Genomic DNA, 17,265 nt, shown 5'->3' with positions numbered 1-17,265 from the left:
GTGCCGCGATGGGCTGCGCAGCAGCCCCAGAGATGCTGGCCCTTAGATGCGGTGAAAGATAGTTGCTCCTACCTTGACCGTGTGATGACTGAATTACCGTGCCTAGGGGCCATGCCGAAGCAACTGCCTTGCACCGCCCCTGGAAGGCTAGCCGATCCCCCATGTGTGCAGCCTCGCCGGTCTGGCGACCCGGAGAGGTCGCTCCTTGTATCTACAATGGGGACCTGCACCCGCAGCTGTAGGCTTTGGCAGGTCGCTGCCGTGAGCCACGATCCCGAGGCCAGCGACTCTCCGTGTCATAGCCCGCTTTCAGGCGAGGGGTTGCTAGACGCGAGTACGCCACTGAGCGCGTGCGCAGCGCTAATGAATCCATGCAGAAAGGGCATCAAATAATCTTAAAAAAGGTTATATAAACATTTTTAAATAGTATTTTTAAGAATAATTCGCCCCCACTACTATTGCCCTCACGCCAGGCGCAAACCCTCATTCAAACCTCTGCCCGGCAATCTCACTCCAAGGAGAACGAGCATGAGTGCATCGCTGCGCAGTATCGACGGTCAGGACGAAGCCACCATCTTGCGTGAGATCCAGAGCGCGCTGCGCGATCTGCGCTTTGGCGCCGTGGAAATCACCGTGCACAACGCCCAGGTGGTACAGATCGAGCGCAAGGAGAAGTTCCGCCTGCAGCAGCCTGGCAACAAGCCTGGCTGAACACGCCCCACCTTCCAGAACTAGAAAAAATGCCAATCGGGAGCTTCACCATGTCCATCCGCCGTTATGCGCTTGCCGCTCTGGCCAGTGCTGTGTTTGCCGGTTCCGCCATCGCCAAGGATTACGAACTGCTGAACGTGTCCTACGACCCGACCCGCGAGCTGTACCAGCAGTACAACGCCGAGTTCATCAAGCACTGGCAGCAGGCCCATCCGGGCGACAAGGTGAAGATCCAGCAGTCCCATGGCGGCTCGGGCAAACAGGGCCGTGCGGTGATTGACGGTCTGCGCGCCGACGTGGTGACCCTGGCCTTGGCCGGGGACATCGACGAAATCGCCAAGCTCGGCAAGACTCTGCCGGAAAACTGGCAGACTCGCCTGCCGGACGCCAGCACCCCCTACACCTCGACCATCGTATTCCTGGTACGCAAGGGCAACCCCAAGGGCATCAAGGATTGGGGCGACCTGATCAAGAAGGACGTCTCGGTCATTACCCCAAACCCCAAGACTTCCGGGGGCGCGCGCTGGAACTTCCTCGCCGCCTGGGCCTATGGCCTGAAAACCGGCGGTAGCGAGGACAAGGCAAAAGCCTACGTGCAGGAGCTGTTCAAGCACGTGCCAGTACTGGACACCGGCGCCCGCGGCTCGACCATCACCTTCGTCAACAACGGTCAGGGCGATGTGCTGCTGGCCTGGGAAAACGAAGCCTTCCTGGCGTTGAAGGAGGACGGTGGGGCTGACAAGTTCGACATCGTCGTGCCATCGCTGTCGATTCTGGCTGAGCCGCCTGTGGCGGTAGTCGACAAGAATGCCGAGAAAAAGGGCAATACCGAAATCGCTACCGAGTACCTGAAACACCTTTACAGCCCGGCTGGGCAGAAGATTGCTGCCGAGAACTTCTACCGCCCGCGTGACGAGAAGGTGGCGGCTGAATTTGGCAAGCAGTTCCCCAAGCTGGACCTGGTGACCATCGACAAGGACTTCGGCGGCTGGAAGAGCGCACAGCCAAAATTCTTCAATGATGGCGGTGTGTTCGACCAGATCTATCAGGCACAGTAAGGACCAAGAAATAACCCGAAATTCGGACGCCTACCACGGCCCGGGATGGTTCCCGGGCCACGTGCATTCAACCAGGGATCTCTATGTCACGTCGCATTTCCCCCGTCATACCCGGCTTCGGGCTGACGCTGGGATACACCTTGGTGTACCTCAGCCTGATTGTGCTGATACCGCTGGCGGCCATGTTCATCCATGCCTCACAGCTGACCTTCGAACAGTTCTGGACCATCATCAGCGCGCCGCGGGTCATCGCCGCGCTGAAGCTGAGCTTTGGCACCGCCCTGTTTGCCGCGATCATCAATGGTGTGATCGGGACGCTGCTGGCCTGGGTGCTGGTGCGCTACACCTTCCCCGGACGCAAGATCATCGACGCGATGATCGATTTGCCCTTCGCCCTTCCAACGGCAGTGGCCGGCATTGCGCTCACTGCGCTGTACGCGCCGGCGGGCTGGGTCGGCCAGTTCGCGACCGACTTGGGCTTCAAGATCGCCTACACCCCTCTGGGCATTACCCTGGCGCTGACGTTCGTCACCCTGCCGTTCGTGGTGCGCACGGTACAGCCAGTGCTGGCAGACATCCCGCGCGAGGTTGAGGAAGCCGCTGCTTGCCTGGGCGCCAGACCTCTGCAGGTGTTTCGCCATGTGCTGGCCCCGGCCCTGCTGCCGGCCTGGCTCACCGGCTTTGCCCTGGCGTTCGCCCGTGGGGTGGGTGAATACGGCTCGGTCATTTTCATCGCCGGCAACATGCCGATGAAAACCGAGATCCTGCCCCTGCTGATCATGGTCAAGCTCGACCAGTACGACTACACCGGCGCTACCGCCATCGGCGTGTTGATGCTGGTGGTTTCCTTCATCCTGCTGCTGCTGATCAACTTGTTGCAGCGCCGCATCGAAACCCCTTGAAGGAGGTCGGCATGTCCAGTTCTTCCCTGAATGCAACCGCCGCCGCCAACGCCGCCCGTCGCGGCAGCGCCACATCGCGGCGGCTGCTTATCGGCCTTGGCTGGCTGGTGTTTGCACTGTTTCTGCTGTTGCCGCTGGTCATCGTGGTTTCCCAGGCCCTGAAGAATGGGTTCGGCACCTTCTTCGAAGCCATCTTCGAACCCGACGCGTTGTCGGCCCTGAAGCTCACCCTGCTTGCCGTTGCCATTTCGGTGCCGCTGAACCTGGTGTTCGGCGTCAGCGCGGCATGGTGCGTGAGCAAGTACAACTTCCGCGGCAAAAGTATTCTGGTCACCCTGATCGACCTGCCGTTTTCAGTGTCGCCCGTGATCGCCGGCCTGGTCTACGTACTCATGTTCGGCGCCCAGGGCCTGTTCGGGCCGTGGCTGCAGGATCACGACATCCAGATCGTCTTCGCCCTGCCGGGCATCGTCCTGGCCACCATCTTCGTGACGGTGCCGTTCGTAGCCCGTGAACTGATTCCACTGATGCAGGAGCAAGGCACCCAGGAAGAAGAAGCCGCCCGGCTGCTCGGTGCCAATGGCTGGCAGATGTTCTGGCACGTAACGCTGCCCAACATCAAGTGGGGCCTGATCTATGGCGTGGTGTTGTGCACGGCACGGGCGATGGGGGAGTTTGGCGCAGTGTCGGTCGTTTCCGGGCATATTCGCGGTGTGACCAATACCTTGCCGCTGCATGTGGAAATTCTCTACAACGAGTACAACCACGTGGCGGCCTTCAGCGTGGCCAGCCTGTTGCTGATCCTGGCGCTCTTCATCCTGCTGCTCAAGCAGTGGAGCGAGAACCGTATTAACCGTCTGCGCCATAGCGCTGCGGAGGAATGATTCATGTCGATCGAAGTTCGTAACGTCAGCAAGCGTTTCAACAGTTTCCAGGCGCTCGATGGTATCAACCTGGACATCAACAGTGGTGAGCTAGTAGCGCTGCTGGGCCCATCGGGCTGCGGCAAGACCACACTGCTGCGGATCATCGCCGGCCTGGAGACGCCGGATCAGGGCAACATCGTCTTTCATGGCGAGGACGTCTCCGGGCACGATGTACGCGATCGCAATGTCGGGTTCGTGTTTCAGCACTATGCGCTGTTCAGGCACATGACCGTGTTCGACAACGTCGCCTTTGGCCTGCGCATGAAGCCCAAGGGTGAACGCCCGAGCGAAAGCAGCATTGCCCAGAAAGTGCACGAGTTGCTGAACATGGTGCAGCTCGATTGGCTGTCCGATCGTTATCCGGAGCAGTTGTCCGGCGGTCAGCGCCAGCGTATCGCCCTGGCCCGCGCCCTGGCAGTAGAGCCCAAGGTGTTGCTGCTGGACGAGCCCTTCGGTGCGCTGGACGCCAAGGTGCGCAAAGAGCTGCGCCGCTGGCTGGCCCGCTTGCACGAAGATATCAACCTGACCTCGGTATTCGTGACCCATGACCAGGAAGAGGCCATGGAAGTAGCTGACCGTATCGTGGTCATGAACAAGGGCGTGATCGAGCAGATTGGCTCGCCGGGCGAAGTGTACGAACAACCCGCCAACGATTTCGTCTACCACTTCCTGGGTGATTCCAACCGCCTGGCCTTGAGCGAGGGTCAGCATGTGCTGTTCCGTCCCCACGAAGTGTCGTTGTCACGTCACGAAACCGAGGGCCACCATGCCGCCGAAGTCCGGGACATTCGCCCGCTGGGGGCCACCACGCGGGTGACTTTGAAAGTCGAGGGCCAAAGTGAGCTGATCGAAGCCGAGGTGGTCAAGGACCACGACAGCCTGACAGGGCTGGCCCGGGGCGAGACGTTGTTCTTCCGGCCGAAGGTCTGGCAGAAACTGCCAGCCATTTAAGGCGATGGGTTTGGGGCGGATAAAGCGGTGTCGCCAGGAAACATCCGCCGGTTAGCTGCTTAAAGGTTATAAATAAATTTCTTTTTATTCCTTTAAGTATATATAGGCCGCTTTATACTGGGTTTCCAAGCACGCAAGCTACTGGAGACCCACTTCATGCGTAACGAATCAGTTCGCTACCTGATCATCCCAGGCTGGCAGGGATCGCCGGACAATCATTGGCAAAGCCACTGGCAGCGCACCCTGCCCAACAGCGCACGCGTGGAGCAGCGCGATTGGCTGACACCGCTCTGCCAGGACTGGGTAAAGGCGCTGGATACTGCCATTGCTGCCGAGCCCGACCCGGTTATCCTCATTGCCCATAGCCTGGGCTGCATCACGGTGGCGCATTGGGCCGAACAGGCCGCAGCCGGTCTGCTCGGTCGCGTGCGCGGCGCCTTGTTGGTAGCGCCAGCGGATGTCGAGCGACCAGGGTGCGCGCCGGCGCTGCGCAATTTTTCGCCCATCCCGCAGTCGGCGCTTCCCTTTCCAAGCCAGGTGGTCAGCTCGGACAACGATCCCGCTGTCAGCGTCCCGCGCGCTTTGCACATGGCCCAGCAGTGGGGAGCAGAAGCAGGGCTCTTGACCGGCGCCGGTCACATCAACGTGAAATCCGGGCATGAGTGCTGGGAGCAGGGATTCGCCTACCTGTATCGCCTGCAAGGCCGCATCGAACAACGCGCGCTGCGCCGCGCCTGAACGGCGTCCGTTTCCATCCGTCACACGCCCAGCCGCCGCAGGCCAGGGGCGGGAGCTCGTCATGACGTATCAGAATCCCTTCGGCCAGCCATTGCTGACATTCCCCGAACTCGACAAGAGCCCGCTGAGCATTCGCGCCAAGGCGCTGGTCTTCATCGATCCGCGCTCCCAGCGATTGCGCACGGAGCTGGAGCACTTGGCGCCGCTGCCGCTGCCGGTGCTGATCCGCGGTGAAACCGGCACCGGCAAGGAGTTGCTGGCCCGCCAGATTCACCGCGCCAGCGACCGCCCCGGCCTGTTCGTGTCGGTCAATTGCGCCGCCATCAGCCCAACCTATGCCGATGCAGAGCTGTTCGGCTATAGCGCCGGTAGCCATGGCGGCACCGCCAGCAGCCGCGCTGGCTGGTTCGGATCGGCCAACGGCGGCACGCTTTATCTGGACGAAATCGCCGACTTGCCCTCGGCCATTCAGGCCAAGCTGCTGGCGGCACTGGAAAACCGCGAAGTCACCCGCGTAGGCGCACACCAGGCGCAGCCGGTGGATGTGCGACTGGTGGCAGCCACGAGCATTGACCTGGGGCGGGTGGTGAAGGCAGGACGCTTCAGCGAGCGGTTGTATCAATACTTGCGCGAGGGCGCCCTTGAACTGCCGCCGCTGCGCGAGCGCCCGGGGGACATCCTGGCATTGGCGGAATACTTCGTTGGCATCTACAGCGGGCGTTTGCAGCGGCCCGTGCCGTTGATAAGCGAGGCTGCACAGCGCCTGCTCGAGCACCACCCTTGGACCGGCAATACCCGCGAGCTGGAAAACGTCATCCACTTCGCCTTGCTGGTCAATGACGGGCCCGAACTCCTGCCCGAAGACCTGGACCTGCCCAATACTCCACAGTAGAGGCGCTCATAAGCACACGCGCTGGTGGCATTTTGCTTTTGGAATAAGCAGCGAAATAAAAGATATTGTTCCGGCATAAAAATTATCGGTATTGTCCGCTCCACGCCCAGGACCGCAGTGCCTCGGCCACCCCGTTCGCCATCGTCGATGGCTCAGATGCAGAACAAGGATCACCATGAAGAAGACCCTGCTGACCACCGCCCTGGCTGCTGCCCTGTCCTTCGCTGGCCTGGCCGGCGCCGCCGAGAAGCTGTTGGTTGCCGCAACGCCCATCCCGCACGCCGAGATCCTCGAGCTGATCAAGCCGACCCTGGCCAAGGAAGGTGTCGATCTGCAGATCAAAGTGTTCACCGACTACGTGCAACCCAACGTGCAGGTTGACCAGAAGCGTCTGGATGCCAACTACTTCCAGACCCTCCCGTACCTGCAGAGCTTCAACGAGGGCAAGGGCACCCACCTGGAGACCGTTGTCGGCGTCCACGTCGAGCCCTTCGGTGGCTACTCGAAGAAGGTCAAGAGCCTGGATGAGCTTAAGGAAGGCGCGACCGTCGCCATCCCTAACGAGGGCAGCAACAGCGGGCGTGCTCTGCTGCTGTTGCAGAAGGCAGGGCTGATTACCCTGAAGGATCCGAAAAATGCCCTGGCCACGCCGAAGGACATCGCCGAGAACCCTAAGAAGCTGAAGTTCCGCGAGCTGGAATCGGCAATGTTGCCCCGCGTGCTGGATCAGGTCGACCTGGACATGATCAACACCAACTATGCGCTGGAAGCGGGCCTGAACCCTGCCAAGGACGCTCTGGTCATCGAAGGCAGCGACTCGCCTTACGTCAACTTCCTCGTCGCACGTCCTGACAACAAGGACAGCGATGCCATCCAGAAGCTGGCCAAGGCGCTGACCAGCCAGGAAGTGAAGGACTTCATTGCCAAGAAGTATCAGGGTGCCGTGCTGCCTGCATTCTGACCAGCGCACCGCTGCCCAAACGCCGACGCCTTGTGTATCGGCGTTTTCGTTTCAGGTATACCCCAAGACAATGCTGCCTGCGGCTGAGAGATTGAGCCCTGTGTGTGGTCCGATGATCAGCCTAGCCCCGCTACGCGCATAGTTCTGATGAGGAGTTGCCATGTCCCTGAGCGAAAAACAGAAGATGCTCGCAGGCGAGCTCTACCTCGCCACCTGCCCTGAATTACAAGCCGAACAGGCCGCCAACAAACGGTGGATGCACCGCTATAACAACAGCGTCGAGCTGACGGCCGAGGCGCGGCATGCGTTGCTGGCCGAGCACTTTGGCCATGCAGGCGAAGGTGTCACGCTGCGTGCGCCTTTCTATTGCGACTACGGCTACAACATCCATGTGGGCCGCAATACCTTCATGAACTTCAATTGCGTGATCCTGGACGTGCTGCCTGTGCAGATCGGCGAGGACTGCCAGATCGGCCCGAACGTGCAGATCTACACGGCCGATCACCCGCTCGATCCACAGGTGCGGCGTACGGGCCTGGAAAGCGGGCGACCGGTCAGCATCGGCAATAACGTGTGGATCGGGGGCGGGGCCATCATCCTGCCGGGGGTGCGTATCGGTGATGACGCCGTGGTTGGCGCGGGCAGTGTCGTCACCCGCGATGTGCCACCTGGCGCGACGGTGGTGGGCAACCCGGCCCGCATACGTCAACCTGCCCAAGGGCAATAACAGCCGACTGCCAGGGTGTTGGAGGCGCTGACTGGGCGGCCTTCGAGTAGCGCGTTGAGTATCGGTTCGATGAAACTGTTGGCGGCGTTGCACACCGCACCTTCGCTGTAGGGGCCGAAATACGCCAGTTGTCCGTGGCGATCCCAGATGGCTACCGCAGGCGAGGCGGGCAGGTGCTCGCTACCCGGTAGGTTGCCCAGTGGCTTGAGCCCGGCGAGGTCATCGGGCAGGTAGCCGCGCGTTCCGCGTTTTTGCAGGACGTGGAAGGTGACACCCCGGTCTTTGAAGCGCTGCATCAGGTCAGCCAGGTGCTGCTGGTTGCCGACGTTGCACGGACAGGCCGGGTCCCAGAAGTGCACGACCCGAACCGGCCCAGGGCCGGCCAGTTCGCGGGGTAGCTGTAACCGGGCACCGTCGAAGAATGTCGTCTGGTTGTCGAACGGTCGCACATAGCGAGCCTGGAAGGTTGTGTAGGCCTGCCAGATGAAGACCGCTCCGGCCACCAGGCCGAGCAGGGTGCCCAATAGTTTGAGGGTTGGCAGGTTCATGAAGGGCCGATGGCAGCTCCCGTAGGCAGTTCGAAGGTGGTGGCGGATGCAGCCAGCTTGCCACGGCGCGTCGATCAGCTGAATATCCCAAGTCAATACTTGCTTCACGCCGGATCCAGCCAATGCCCGCAAGCTTTCATCCAGACCTCCTGCGCACCAGCCTGGCCCCGCTGAGCGCGCGCGAACGCCTATCCACCCACGCGCAGGCTTATCAACGCTTCTACGGCCTCGACCTGCCGGTTCACAGCTGGCTTGGACGGTTTGCAGTTGCCGGTTTCGAGGTGGTCGCGCAGGTGTGGGCTCCGCTACAGCCTACGGCGACTTTGCTACTGCTGCACGGCTACTATGACCACATGGGACTGTACAGGCACCTGGTGGCCTGGGCATTGAAGCGCGGTTACGCCGTTGTCAGCTGCGATTTGCCGGGTCACGGCCTGTCCAGCGGTGAGCGTGCCAGCATTGATGACTTCGCCGTGTACCAGCAGGTGCTCCAAGGCTTGTTCGAACAGGCGCACAGCCTGCAACTGCCGCACCCTTGGCACCTGTGCGGGCAGAGTACGGGCGGGGCGATTGCCGTGGACCACTTGCTGCACAGTGAAGGGACCAGCCCCGTCGATGGGCAGGTACTGCTGCTCGCCCCGCTGGTGCGGCCTTGTGCCTGGCACTGGTCGAAGCTCAGCTATCACGTGTTGCGCCATTTCGTGAACGGCATCGAGCGGCGGTTCACTGAAAACAGCACGGACCCTGCATTTCTGCCGTTTCTTGAAGCTGACCCGCTTCAGCCGCGGCGGCTCCCCACGGCATGGGTCGGGGCGCTGATCGACTGGATCAGACGCATCGAGGCGGCGCCCGTCAGCACTCGGCGTCCGGTGATCGTGCAGGGAGAGGCGGATGGCACGGTCGACTGGTCTTACAACCTTCGCGTGTTGAAGGCCAAGTTCGCCGAACCGCAGGTGCTTATGCTACCAGGGGCCCGTCATCACCTGGCCAACGAACTGCCTGCCATTCGACAGCGCTATTTCGACTTCATCGACCAGCACCTGGGCTGATCACTTCAGCTCGCCCGTGCTCTGGCCGACCGCCAGGCCGGCGCGAATGGCCGCCAGCGCTGCGCGGTAGTAGGCTTTGCCGTCGTTGGATTCGGCAAAGGTCGCGAATTCTTCGAGCTCTGCGTCCGTGAGGTCACGGTACACGTACAGCAAGGTATTGTTCAGGTCCTGGCCTATCTGGTTCATCAGGCGTTGGCGCTGGCCGTCGAGCAGGCCTTGCGCCTGGCCACCGCCCAACAGCCCCGGAATCATGGCGCTCAGGCTGTCGGCGGCCATACCGGCAATGGCCAGGCTTACCTCCGCCCCCGCTTCCCGGGCAGGCAGGGCCTGGGCCAGGTGGCCAATGATCAACACGCGATCGTCGCTGGCCTGAATCTTGGGCAGGCCATCGGCATTTTTGGCCAATTCATCCTTGCGCGTCGCCCGCAGTTCGGCCGCGACGATCTTGCGGCCTAATGGCGACTGGAAAAAGGCCAGCGCCGGCGATGGGTTGGGTAATGCGGCGCGCAGTTGTGCAAGCGCACGACGGTCCACGGCCTGAGCCTGAAAACGCTGGTTGCTGTTGCTCACCAGTGCCTGGTAGACGGCAGGTGGCAAGCTGTTGCGGTAGCGCTGCTGGGCGGCGTTCAAGGCGTCGGTGAAATGAGCGCGTTGCTCGGGCCAGCCAGCGGTCTTGTACAGCTGATCCAGGTTGTCTGCCCAGACAGGCAACGTACAGCTCATCAGCAGAATCAGGGAAAACAGACGGCGCATTCAGGACTCCTGTCGGCAGATGGCTATTGTCTGTGGGGCGGCGTCGGTTTGTCGAGATATCCACGCGCTTCTCAGCCAAGTGGCGCTGGGCGCCGAGAGGGCGAATGGATATGATGCGCCATGCACATTTCCCCCCCACACCCGATGCTTGCGGCCGTCGTCGACGATCTGGCAACCCATGGCTGGTCCCAACAGGCACTGTTCCTGCCGGCGGACCTGGTCGGCGCGCTGGCGAACGAATGCCGACGCCGTTATGCCCAAGGGGAGCTTAACCCCGCAGGTATTGGACGAGGCCCTTCCCAAGAGGTGCGCGAGGCCATCCGTGGGGATCAGATTCAGTGGATCGATCCAGGCCAGGCGCACGCCTGCGACCAGTACCTGGCAGCCATGGATCAACTGCGCCTGGCAATCAACCAAGGGCTTTTCCTGGGCCTGGAAGACTTCGAATGCCACTTTGCCCTTTATCCACCCGGCGCTTTCTACAAACGGCATCTGGACCGTTTTCGCGATGACGACCGGCGCATGGTGTCGGCCGTGTTCTACCTGAACGAAGACTGGACGCCCGCAGACGGTGGGCAGTTGCGCATGTTCCTGGCCGATGGGGTGGAGCACGATGTTCAGCCCGTCGCAGGGTGCCTGGTGGTCTTCCTGTCCGGCGAAGTCCCTCACGAGGTGCTGCCGGCCGGTCGTGAACGCCTGTCCTTGACTGGCTGGTTCAGACGCCGCGGCAATGACCCGTTCTGAACGGCCGTGCGTGCTGATCAGCGCGTGCCTCGTTTGACTGCGGCACGCTACTGAGTCGCTGCGGCCTGCTGCTCGTCGGCAAGCCACTTGTGTTCCAGTTCGGCCGTACGACCGCTGTCCTTCAGGCGTTGCAGCGCATTGTTCACGGCGCTTTCGAAGGCGGGGTTGTCCTTCTGGAACGGCACCACAAGCTGGTGCTTGCCAAAGGGCAGGCTGGTGTCGAGCGGGCTATCACCTTGCGCTATTGCCGTGACAGGCAGCAACGCGATGTCGTATTTGCCACTTTCGACGCCGGGCAGGGTTTGCGCCTCGGGTGTTTCGACGAATTCCACGCGCAGGTCGAGCTCTGAGGCCAGGGCCTGGCCGAACTCCACATCGAACCCTGTCAGGTGATCATCCTGCTTGAAAGCGTATGGCGCGTTGTCGCCCTGGACGGCGATACGCAGTTCACCGCGATCGGCGATTTCGTCCAGCAGCTCTGCCTGAGCCAATGGGCTGATCAGTACCGCCAGCAGTACCCCTATGGTCGAACGCATGAATGCCCCTTTTCGTTTACCCATGAATAACCGTCGCCATGGCTTTCTTCCTCGCCATGGTCGAGCGCAGCCTATGACCCTGAAGTCGCGGCATTGTTTGATGTGCAGCCTGGATTTTTTCGTGCTCGCCGCCCGCCGCCGTGGTGGGCCATAACGAAAAGGGAGGCCACCTGGGCCTCCCTCGATCCACGCTTGCTGCGTATTAGAACAGTACGCGCGAGCGGATGGTGCCCTTGACCTGTTGCAGCTTCTCCTGCGCCAGGTCCGAGTATTCGGCGTCGACGTCGATCACCACGTAGCCCACTTTCTCGTTGGTCTGCAGGAACTGACCCGAGATGTTGATGCCGTTTTCGGCAAACACCTTGTTGATTTCGCTGAGCACACCCGGGATGTTTTCGTGGATGTGCAGCAGGCGGTGCTTGCCAGGGTGAGCAGGCAGGGCCACTTCCGGGAAGTTGACCGACGACACCGAGGTGCCGTTGTCGCTGTACTTGACCAGCTTCTCGGCCACTTCCAGGCCGATGTTGGCCTGGGCCTCGGCAGTGGAGCCGCCGATGTGCGGCGTGAGGATCACGTTATCCAGGCCACGCAGCGGGCTTTCGAACTCTTCATCGTTGGAGCGTGGCTCGACCGGGAACACGTCGATGGCAGCGCCGATCAGGTGCTTGTCCTTGATGGCCGCGGCCAGGTGATCAAGTTCGACCACGGTGCCGCGGGCAGCGTTGATCAGGATGGCGCCTTTTTTCATCGCGCGGATTTCCCTCTCGCCGATCATCCACTGGGTGGAGGGCAGCTCAGGCACGTGCAGCGAGACGATATCGGCCAGGCCGAGCAATTCGTGCAGGCTGGTCACCTGGACAGCATTGCCTAGCGGCAGCTTGGTCAGCGGATCGAAGAAGTACACCTGCATGCCCAGGCTTTCGGCCAGTACAGACAGTTGGGTACCAATGGAGCCGTAACCGACGATGCCCAGCTTCTTGCCGCGAATCTCGAAGGAGTTGGCTGCGCTCTTGATCCAGCCGCCACGATGGCACGAGGCGTTCTTTTCCGGAATGCCGCGCAGCAGCAGGATGGCTTCGGCCAGCACCAGTTCGGCTACAGAACGGGTGTTGGAGTACGGTGCGTTGAACACTGCGATACCGCGCTGACGGGCAGCTTCCAGGTCGACCTGGTTGGTACCGATGCAGAAGCAACCGACGGCGACCAGTTTCTTGGCGCAGTCGAAGATTTCTTCGGTCAATTGGGTACGTGAGCGGATGCCGATGAAGTGCGCGTCGGCGATCTTTTCCTTCAACTCTGCTTCGGGCAACGAACCAGTGAGGTATTCGATGTTGGTGTAGCCGGCAGCCGTCAGGGTATCGACTGCGTTCTGGTGTACACCTTCAAGAAGAAGGAACCGGATCTTGCTCTTGTCGAGAGAAGTCTTGCTCATCTGCGTAAACCTGTATCCCGGAGAAAAGTGGCGAGGGTGATGCCAGGTGCCCGTGGGCAGCTCTAGCATGAACAGCGGGGGCGCTATGCTAGCATACGCGACACAATCTGAGCTTATCCCGACAGGTGAAGCGTGCTCAGGGTGACCATGAATAAAGCGAGAGTTCAGGCGATGACCCAGCCCGCTGTATTGGATGAGTTGAAGACCCTGGTCGACCCCGGCAAGGTGTTGACCGACCCCGAATCCCTGCAAGCCTATGGCAAGGACTGGACGCGCCATTACCCGCCTGCGCCCAGCGCCATCGTCCTGCCCCGTACGATCGAACAGGTGCAGGCCATCGTGCGCTGGGCCAATGCCCATCGTGTGGCGCTCGTGCCTTCCGGCGGGCGTACCGGGTTGTCCGCGGGCGCCGTGGCCGCCAATGGGGAGGTGGTGGTCGCCTTCGATTACATGAATCGCATCCTGGATTTCAACGCCTTCGACCGTACCGTGGTCTGCCAGCCAGGGGTCATTACCCAGCAGGTGCAGGCGTTCGCCGAGGAGCAGGGCCTGTATTACCCGGTGGACTTCGCCTCCAGTGGCTCCAGCCAGATAGGCGGCAACATCGGCACCAATGCCGGTGGCATCAAGGTGATCCGCTACGGCATGACCCGCAACTGGGTCGCGGGCCTCAAGGTGGTCACCGGCAGCGGCGAGTTGCTGGAATTGAACAAGGGCCTGATCAAAAACGCCACCGGCTACGACCTGCGCCAGCTGTTCATTGGCGCCGAAGGTACCCTGGGTTTCGTGGTCGAGGCCACCCTGCGCCTGGACCGCGCACCGCGCAACCTCACCGCCATGGTATTGGGCACGCCTGATTTCGACTCGATCATGCCTGTACTGCACGCTTTTCAGGGCAGGTTGGACCTGACGGCGTTCGAGTTTTTCTCCGACAAGGGCCTGGCCAAGATCCTGGCACGTGGTGATGTGCCTGCGCCCTTCGAAACGCCATGCCCGTTCTACGCCTTGCTGGAGTTCGAGGCCGGCACCGATGCGGTGGCCAACGAAGCCTTGGCTACCTTCGAACACTGTGTCGAGCAAGGTTGGGTGCTCGATGGCGTGATGAGCCAGAGCCAGACGCAGCTGAAGAATTTGTGGAAGCTGCGCGAATACCTGTCCGAAACCATTTCGCACTGGACACCGTACAAGAACGACATCTCCGTGACCGTCTCGAAAGTGCCGGCATTCCTGCGCGACATCGATGCCGTCGTCCAGGCGCATTACCCCCACTATGAGGTGATCTGGTACGGGCACATCGGCGACGGCAACCTGCACCTGAACATCCTCAAGCCCGAGCACATGAGCAAGGATGACTTCTTCGCGTCCTGCACCGAGGTCAACCAGTGGGTGTTCGAGATCGTCCAGCGCTACGAGGGTTCGATCTCCGCCGAGCACGGTGTGGGCATGACCAAGCGCGATTACCTGGGCTACAGCAGGTCCCGTGAAGAAATCGCCTGCATGAAAGCAATCAAGGCCGTGTTCGACCCTGCGGGCATCATGAATCCGGGTAAGATCTTCGCACCTGAATAAAAAGCAGTATCCAGAGGAGTGGCCATGAACTACCAGCACCAGTATGCAGACGGCACGCGCATTCATTTTCCACTGGGCAAGGTGGTATGCATCGGGCGTAACTACGCCGAACATGCCAAGGAGCTGGATAATCCCATACCGACCGAACCCCTCCTGTTCATCAAACCGGGCAGTTGCGTGGTGCCGGCCGAGGGCGGTTTCAAGATTCCTGCCGAACGTGGGTCGGTGCATTACGAGGTGGAAATCGCGGTGTTGCTGGGCAAGTCGCTGTCCACGCGGCCGAGCCAGGAGGAGGTGCTCGATGCCATTTCCGGGTTTGCGCCGGCCTTGGACCTGACCCTGCGGGACGTGCAGGCCAAGCTCAAGGAAAAGGGCTTGCCTTGGGAGTTGGCCAAGTGTTTCGACGGCGCCTGCGTGTTGCCGCCCTTTGTGTCTGCCACCAGCTTCGAAGACATCACGGCCATCCCGGTGCGCCTGACGGTCAACGGCGAAGTCCGCCAGGACGGCTCCAGTGCAATGATGCTCAACCCGATCGTGCCGATGATCCAGCACATGGCTGCGCAGTTTTCGCTGCAGGCCGGCGACGTCATCCTGACCGGCACACCAGCAGGCGTAGGCCCCTTCAACGTGGGCGATGACGTGGTCCTGGAGCTGCCAGGGGTTAGCCGGTTCGAGAGCCGGGTGCTCTAAACCAGTACCCACCTGATTTTTCGCAGATGATCCGCCTTGGCCAAGGCTCCGGTCAGGCGGCCCATCCCCGCGTCATCTGCGAATGGCCCTAGCGGGTTGACTGTTTTTTCACACGTCTTCTGGATAATGCGCAGACCTTCGCCTTTCTCCCCAGGACGTCTCGATGCAATCAAACGCCCCTGCCTCCTTCAAGCGCCCGTTCTACCTGCGCTGGCCGTTCGGCCTGGCCGTGGCAGTGATGATTGCCTATGGCGTGGCCTTCGCCATGCATTGGGACGATCGGGCAGCGCTGTGGGTCAAGGAAGGCTTCGAAAGCACGGCCGAGCGCAGTGAAAGCGTGTGGCTGCCGGACTACACGGTGGATATCGACGCCAAGCCCTTGCCGGAAATGGCCGACTACGAAGCATCGGACCTCACGTACAACCCCAGTACCCGCACGCTATTCGCCGTCATGGGCAAGCAACCCTTCCTCACCGAGCTGAACCTGGACGGCGACGTGCTGCGCAATATTCCCCTCAATGGCTGGGCAAACCCGGAAGGCGTCACCGTCATGGATGGCGGCTACCTAGCAATCACGGACGAGCGGCTGCATGACCTGACCGTGGTGAAAGTCGATGCCACCACCACCGCGCTCAACCATGCGGACTTCCCCAGCCACGACCTGGGGGCGTCGCAAAATGGCAACAAGGGCTACGAAGCCGTGGTCTGGGACGCGTCGAAACAGCGGCTGGTCATCGGCGAGGAACGGCCGCCGCGCCTGTATGAATGGAAGTCCAATGGGCAAGGCCAACTGACGGGCAAAAAAACGCCGCTGCCCAGTGATTCGCTCGACCTGCGAAACCTGTCGGCATTGGGCATTGATCCGCGAACGGGGCACCTGCTGGCGCTGTCTGCCGATTCCAACATGCTGCTGGAACTAGATGAGCAGGGTGAACAGGTCAGCTTCATGACCTTGCTGGGGGGCTTTAATGGTCTGCAGCACACCATTCCTAGGGCCGAAGGCGTGGCAATGGATGACCAGGGCACCCTGTACATGGTCAGCGAACCGGCATTGTTCTATCGCTTCACCAAAGGGTAGGTTTTTCCTGCTATTTGCATGATGGCATTAAGCTTTATTTCAGTTGTTTGTGGTTAGATTCGCCATCCTCCGTCGAGTCTGCCTTCATGCACCGTTATTTGCGTCTGTCACTGGTCCCTGTCGTCCTATGCCTGCTGTTGCTGGGCTGGATCGGGCAGGAATTTCGTCTGTTCGAACGTGCCTGGTTCAACCTCACCACGTGGTGGCAACCGGCCGAGCAAAGCATTGGCCTGAATCGCTACCAGGTGGTGGTCGAGGGGCGGCCAATCGAAGGGCTGGATGACGATGTCTCGGCGCTGACCTACGACCCTGACCGCAAGAGCCTGTTCACCGTGACCAACGCCCGCTCTGAGCTGATCGAGCTGTCGCTGGATGGGCGAATCCTGCGACGCATCGCGCTGCACGGTTTCGGTGACCCCGAGGCGGTGGAGTACATCGGTCCGAATAGCTACGTGATCACCGACGAGCGCCAACAGCGGCTGATCCGTGTGCGGCTCACCGACGACACCTTGTCACTGGACGCTGCCCAGGCAGAGCAATTGACCTTGGGCATCGGCCTTAACGGTAACAAGGGTTTCGAAGGGCTGGCCTTCGATTCGGTGGGCAAGCGGCTGTTCGTGGCCAAGGAGCGCGACCCAATGCTCATCTACGAAGTGCACGGGTTTCCTCATGACGATCCGCAACAACCCTATGCCGTGAACGTGGTCCAGGACCGCAAGCGCGATTCGCGCCTGTTCGTGCGCGATCTGTCGAGCCTGCAGTTCGACGAGCGCAGTGGGCACCTGCTGGCGCTGTCGGATGAATCGCGCCTGGTGCTGGAGCTTGATGTGCAGGGGCGGCCACTGAGCACCTTGTCATTGCGCAAAGGGTTCCAGGGGCTCAAAGCGACAGTCCCGCAGGCGGAGGGCATTGCGATGGACGAGGCCGGGACCATCTATATGGTCAGTGAGCCGAACCTGTTCTACGTATTCAAGCAGCCGGCGCCGTGACCTTGTCGGCG

The 17,265-nt window shown here is 61.1% G+C and carries 19 protein-coding genes; 15 read left to right on the top strand and 4 right to left on the bottom strand.

Annotated features, from left to right (window positions below; genetic code table 11):
- Positions 1-528 precede the first annotated feature (528 nt).
- The 9 genes from oscA (at position 529) to ACF8R3_RS08675 (ending at position 7,866) form a co-directional block, all read left to right on the top strand.
- The gene (gene oscA, locus ACF8R3_RS08715; RefSeq protein ID WP_003248957.1) at positions 529-711 is read left to right on the top strand and encodes a sulfur starvation response protein OscA; all 183 of its coding nucleotides are present in this window, start codon (positions 529-531) and stop codon (positions 709-711) included.
- A gap of 50 nt (positions 712-761) precedes the next feature.
- Positions 762-1,769 carry a sulfate ABC transporter substrate-binding protein gene (locus ACF8R3_RS08710; RefSeq protein WP_058602850.1) on the top strand — a complete coding sequence of 336 codons (1,008 nt, stop codon included), beginning with the start codon at positions 762-764 and terminating at the stop codon, positions 1,767-1,769.
- 83 nt (positions 1,770-1,852) lie between these two features.
- On the top strand, positions 1,853-2,671 hold the full coding sequence (cysT, locus tag ACF8R3_RS08705; protein ID WP_058602851.1) for a sulfate ABC transporter permease subunit CysT: 819 nt from the start codon (positions 1,853-1,855) through the stop codon (positions 2,669-2,671).
- 11 nt (positions 2,672-2,682) lie between these two features.
- A complete protein-coding gene (gene cysW / locus ACF8R3_RS08700) occupies positions 2,683-3,555 on the top strand; it encodes a sulfate ABC transporter permease subunit CysW (protein ID WP_058602852.1) in 873 nt (290 codons plus the stop codon).
- A 3-nt stretch (positions 3,556-3,558) separates the two neighbouring features.
- Positions 3,559-4,548, top strand: a complete 990-nt coding sequence (locus ACF8R3_RS08695) for a sulfate/molybdate ABC transporter ATP-binding protein (protein ID WP_058602853.1) — start codon at positions 3,559-3,561, stop codon at positions 4,546-4,548.
- Positions 4,549-4,704: 156 nt separating this feature from the next.
- Complete coding sequence (locus tag ACF8R3_RS08690) at positions 4,705-5,286, top strand: alpha/beta hydrolase (protein ID WP_058638169.1); 582 nt, start codon at positions 4,705-4,707, stop codon at positions 5,284-5,286.
- A gap of 61 nt (positions 5,287-5,347) precedes the next feature.
- Positions 5,348-6,178 carry a sigma 54-interacting transcriptional regulator gene (locus ACF8R3_RS08685; RefSeq protein ID WP_058638168.1) on the top strand — a complete coding sequence of 277 codons (831 nt, stop codon included), beginning with the start codon at positions 5,348-5,350 and terminating at the stop codon, positions 6,176-6,178.
- A gap of 175 nt (positions 6,179-6,353) precedes the next feature.
- The gene (locus ACF8R3_RS08680) at positions 6,354-7,139 is read left to right on the top strand and encodes a MetQ/NlpA family ABC transporter substrate-binding protein (RefSeq protein WP_392515459.1); all 786 of its coding nucleotides are present in this window, start codon (positions 6,354-6,356) and stop codon (positions 7,137-7,139) included.
- Between the two features lie 160 nt (positions 7,140-7,299).
- Positions 7,300-7,866, top strand: a complete 567-nt coding sequence (locus ACF8R3_RS08675) for a sugar O-acetyltransferase (RefSeq protein WP_078479324.1) — start codon at positions 7,300-7,302, stop codon at positions 7,864-7,866.
- On the opposite strand, the gene ACF8R3_RS08670 is transcribed toward ACF8R3_RS08675, so the two are convergent.
- Entirely contained in the window at positions 7,845-8,414 is a 570-nt protein-coding gene (locus ACF8R3_RS08670) for a DUF6436 domain-containing protein (protein WP_196185550.1), read from the bottom strand. The genes ACF8R3_RS08675 and ACF8R3_RS08670 overlap by 22 nt on opposite strands.
- A 122-nt stretch (positions 8,415-8,536) precedes the next feature.
- Here ACF8R3_RS08670 and ACF8R3_RS08665 point away from each other — a divergent pair, with 122 nt between their 5' ends.
- On the top strand, positions 8,537-9,463 hold the full coding sequence (locus tag ACF8R3_RS08665) for an alpha/beta hydrolase (RefSeq protein ID WP_326383332.1): 927 nt from the start codon (positions 8,537-8,539) through the stop codon (positions 9,461-9,463).
- Here the strand turns inward: ACF8R3_RS08665 and ACF8R3_RS08660 are convergent, their stop codons facing one another.
- Positions 9,464-10,216, bottom strand: a complete 753-nt coding sequence (locus tag ACF8R3_RS08660; RefSeq protein ID WP_058638164.1) for a DUF2059 domain-containing protein — start codon at positions 10,214-10,216, stop codon at positions 9,464-9,466.
- 120 nt (positions 10,217-10,336) lie between these two features.
- Here ACF8R3_RS08660 and ACF8R3_RS08655 point away from each other — a divergent pair, with 120 nt between their 5' ends.
- Entirely contained in the window at positions 10,337-10,960 is a 624-nt protein-coding gene (locus ACF8R3_RS08655; protein ID WP_058638163.1) for a 2OG-Fe(II) oxygenase, read from the top strand.
- A 47-nt stretch (positions 10,961-11,007) separates the two neighbouring features.
- Here ACF8R3_RS08655 and ACF8R3_RS08650 read toward each other — a convergent pair whose 3' ends face one another.
- The gene (locus ACF8R3_RS08650) at positions 11,008-11,496 is read right to left on the bottom strand and encodes an ABC transporter substrate-binding protein (RefSeq protein WP_058638162.1); all 489 of its coding nucleotides are present in this window, start codon (positions 11,494-11,496) and stop codon (positions 11,008-11,010) included.
- 202 nt (positions 11,497-11,698) lie between these two features.
- Entirely contained in the window at positions 11,699-12,928 is a 1,230-nt protein-coding gene (serA, locus tag ACF8R3_RS08645) for a phosphoglycerate dehydrogenase (RefSeq protein WP_058638161.1), read from the bottom strand.
- 171 nt (positions 12,929-13,099) lie between these two features.
- On the opposite strand from serA, the gene ACF8R3_RS08640 reads away from it, so the two are divergent.
- The 4 genes from ACF8R3_RS08640 (at position 13,100) to ACF8R3_RS08625 (ending at position 17,254) form a co-directional block, all read left to right on the top strand.
- The gene (locus tag ACF8R3_RS08640; protein ID WP_100852455.1) at positions 13,100-14,497 is read left to right on the top strand and encodes an FAD-binding oxidoreductase; all 1,398 of its coding nucleotides are present in this window, start codon (positions 13,100-13,102) and stop codon (positions 14,495-14,497) included.
- A gap of 24 nt (positions 14,498-14,521) precedes the next feature.
- Positions 14,522-15,187: a fumarylacetoacetate hydrolase family protein gene (locus ACF8R3_RS08635; RefSeq protein ID WP_326383330.1), complete on the top strand. Its 666-nt coding sequence runs from the start codon at positions 14,522-14,524 to the stop codon at positions 15,185-15,187.
- Positions 15,188-15,350: 163 nt separating this feature from the next.
- Positions 15,351-16,265, top strand: coding sequence for an SdiA-regulated domain-containing protein (locus tag ACF8R3_RS08630; RefSeq protein WP_326383329.1), 915 nt, complete (start codon positions 15,351-15,353; stop codon positions 16,263-16,265).
- Positions 16,266-16,351: 86 nt separating this feature from the next.
- Positions 16,352-17,254: an SdiA-regulated domain-containing protein gene (locus ACF8R3_RS08625; protein WP_058602866.1), complete on the top strand. Its 903-nt coding sequence runs from the start codon at positions 16,352-16,354 to the stop codon at positions 17,252-17,254.
- The last annotated feature ends 11 nt before the right edge of the window (positions 17,255-17,265 follow it).

Source organism: Pseudomonas sp. FYR_7 (assembly GCF_043106155.1).
In the GTDB taxonomy this organism is placed as follows: Bacteria; Pseudomonadota; Gammaproteobacteria; order Pseudomonadales; family Pseudomonadaceae; genus Aquipseudomonas; species Aquipseudomonas parafulva_B.
The sequence above is the reverse complement of the archived record's forward strand: the minus strand, read 5'-3'. Positions and strand labels throughout refer to the sequence as shown.

What these genes read in the sequence shown, in the direction of transcription:
- oscA (WP_003248957.1), top strand. Translation starts at nt 529, where the DNA reads ATGAGTGCATCGCTGCGCAGTATCGACGGTCAGGACGAAGCCACCATC.
- ACF8R3_RS08710 (WP_058602850.1), top strand. Translation starts at nt 762, where the DNA reads ATGTCCATCCGCCGTTATGCGCTTGCCGCTCTGGCCAGTGCTGTGTTT.
- cysT (WP_058602851.1), top strand. Translation starts at nt 1,853, where the DNA reads ATGTCACGTCGCATTTCCCCCGTCATACCCGGCTTCGGGCTGACGCTG.
- cysW (WP_058602852.1), top strand. Translation starts at nt 2,683, where the DNA reads ATGTCCAGTTCTTCCCTGAATGCAACCGCCGCCGCCAACGCCGCCCGT.
- ACF8R3_RS08695 (WP_058602853.1), top strand. Translation starts at nt 3,559, where the DNA reads ATGTCGATCGAAGTTCGTAACGTCAGCAAGCGTTTCAACAGTTTCCAG.
- ACF8R3_RS08690 (WP_058638169.1), top strand. Translation starts at nt 4,705, where the DNA reads ATGCGTAACGAATCAGTTCGCTACCTGATCATCCCAGGCTGGCAGGGA.
- ACF8R3_RS08685 (WP_058638168.1), top strand. Translation starts at nt 5,348, where the DNA reads ATGACGTATCAGAATCCCTTCGGCCAGCCATTGCTGACATTCCCCGAA.
- ACF8R3_RS08680 (WP_392515459.1), top strand. Translation starts at nt 6,354, where the DNA reads ATGAAGAAGACCCTGCTGACCACCGCCCTGGCTGCTGCCCTGTCCTTC.
- ACF8R3_RS08675 (WP_078479324.1), top strand. Translation starts at nt 7,300, where the DNA reads ATGTCCCTGAGCGAAAAACAGAAGATGCTCGCAGGCGAGCTCTACCTC.
- ACF8R3_RS08670 (WP_196185550.1), bottom strand. Translation starts at nt 8,414, where the DNA reads ATGAACCTGCCAACCCTCAAACTATTGGGCACCCTGCTCGGCCTGGTG.
- ACF8R3_RS08665 (WP_326383332.1), top strand. Translation starts at nt 8,537, where the DNA reads ATGCCCGCAAGCTTTCATCCAGACCTCCTGCGCACCAGCCTGGCCCCG.
- ACF8R3_RS08660 (WP_058638164.1), bottom strand. Translation starts at nt 10,216, where the DNA reads ATGCGCCGTCTGTTTTCCCTGATTCTGCTGATGAGCTGTACGTTGCCT.
- ACF8R3_RS08655 (WP_058638163.1), top strand. Translation starts at nt 10,337, where the DNA reads ATGCACATTTCCCCCCCACACCCGATGCTTGCGGCCGTCGTCGACGAT.
- ACF8R3_RS08650 (WP_058638162.1), bottom strand. Translation starts at nt 11,496, where the DNA reads ATGCGTTCGACCATAGGGGTACTGCTGGCGGTACTGATCAGCCCATTG.
- serA (WP_058638161.1), bottom strand. Translation starts at nt 12,928, where the DNA reads ATGAGCAAGACTTCTCTCGACAAGAGCAAGATCCGGTTCCTTCTTCTT.
- ACF8R3_RS08640 (WP_100852455.1), top strand. Translation starts at nt 13,100, where the DNA reads ATGACCCAGCCCGCTGTATTGGATGAGTTGAAGACCCTGGTCGACCCC.
- ACF8R3_RS08635 (WP_326383330.1), top strand. Translation starts at nt 14,522, where the DNA reads ATGAACTACCAGCACCAGTATGCAGACGGCACGCGCATTCATTTTCCA.
- ACF8R3_RS08630 (WP_326383329.1), top strand. Translation starts at nt 15,351, where the DNA reads ATGCAATCAAACGCCCCTGCCTCCTTCAAGCGCCCGTTCTACCTGCGC.
- ACF8R3_RS08625 (WP_058602866.1), top strand. Translation starts at nt 16,352, where the DNA reads ATGCACCGTTATTTGCGTCTGTCACTGGTCCCTGTCGTCCTATGCCTG.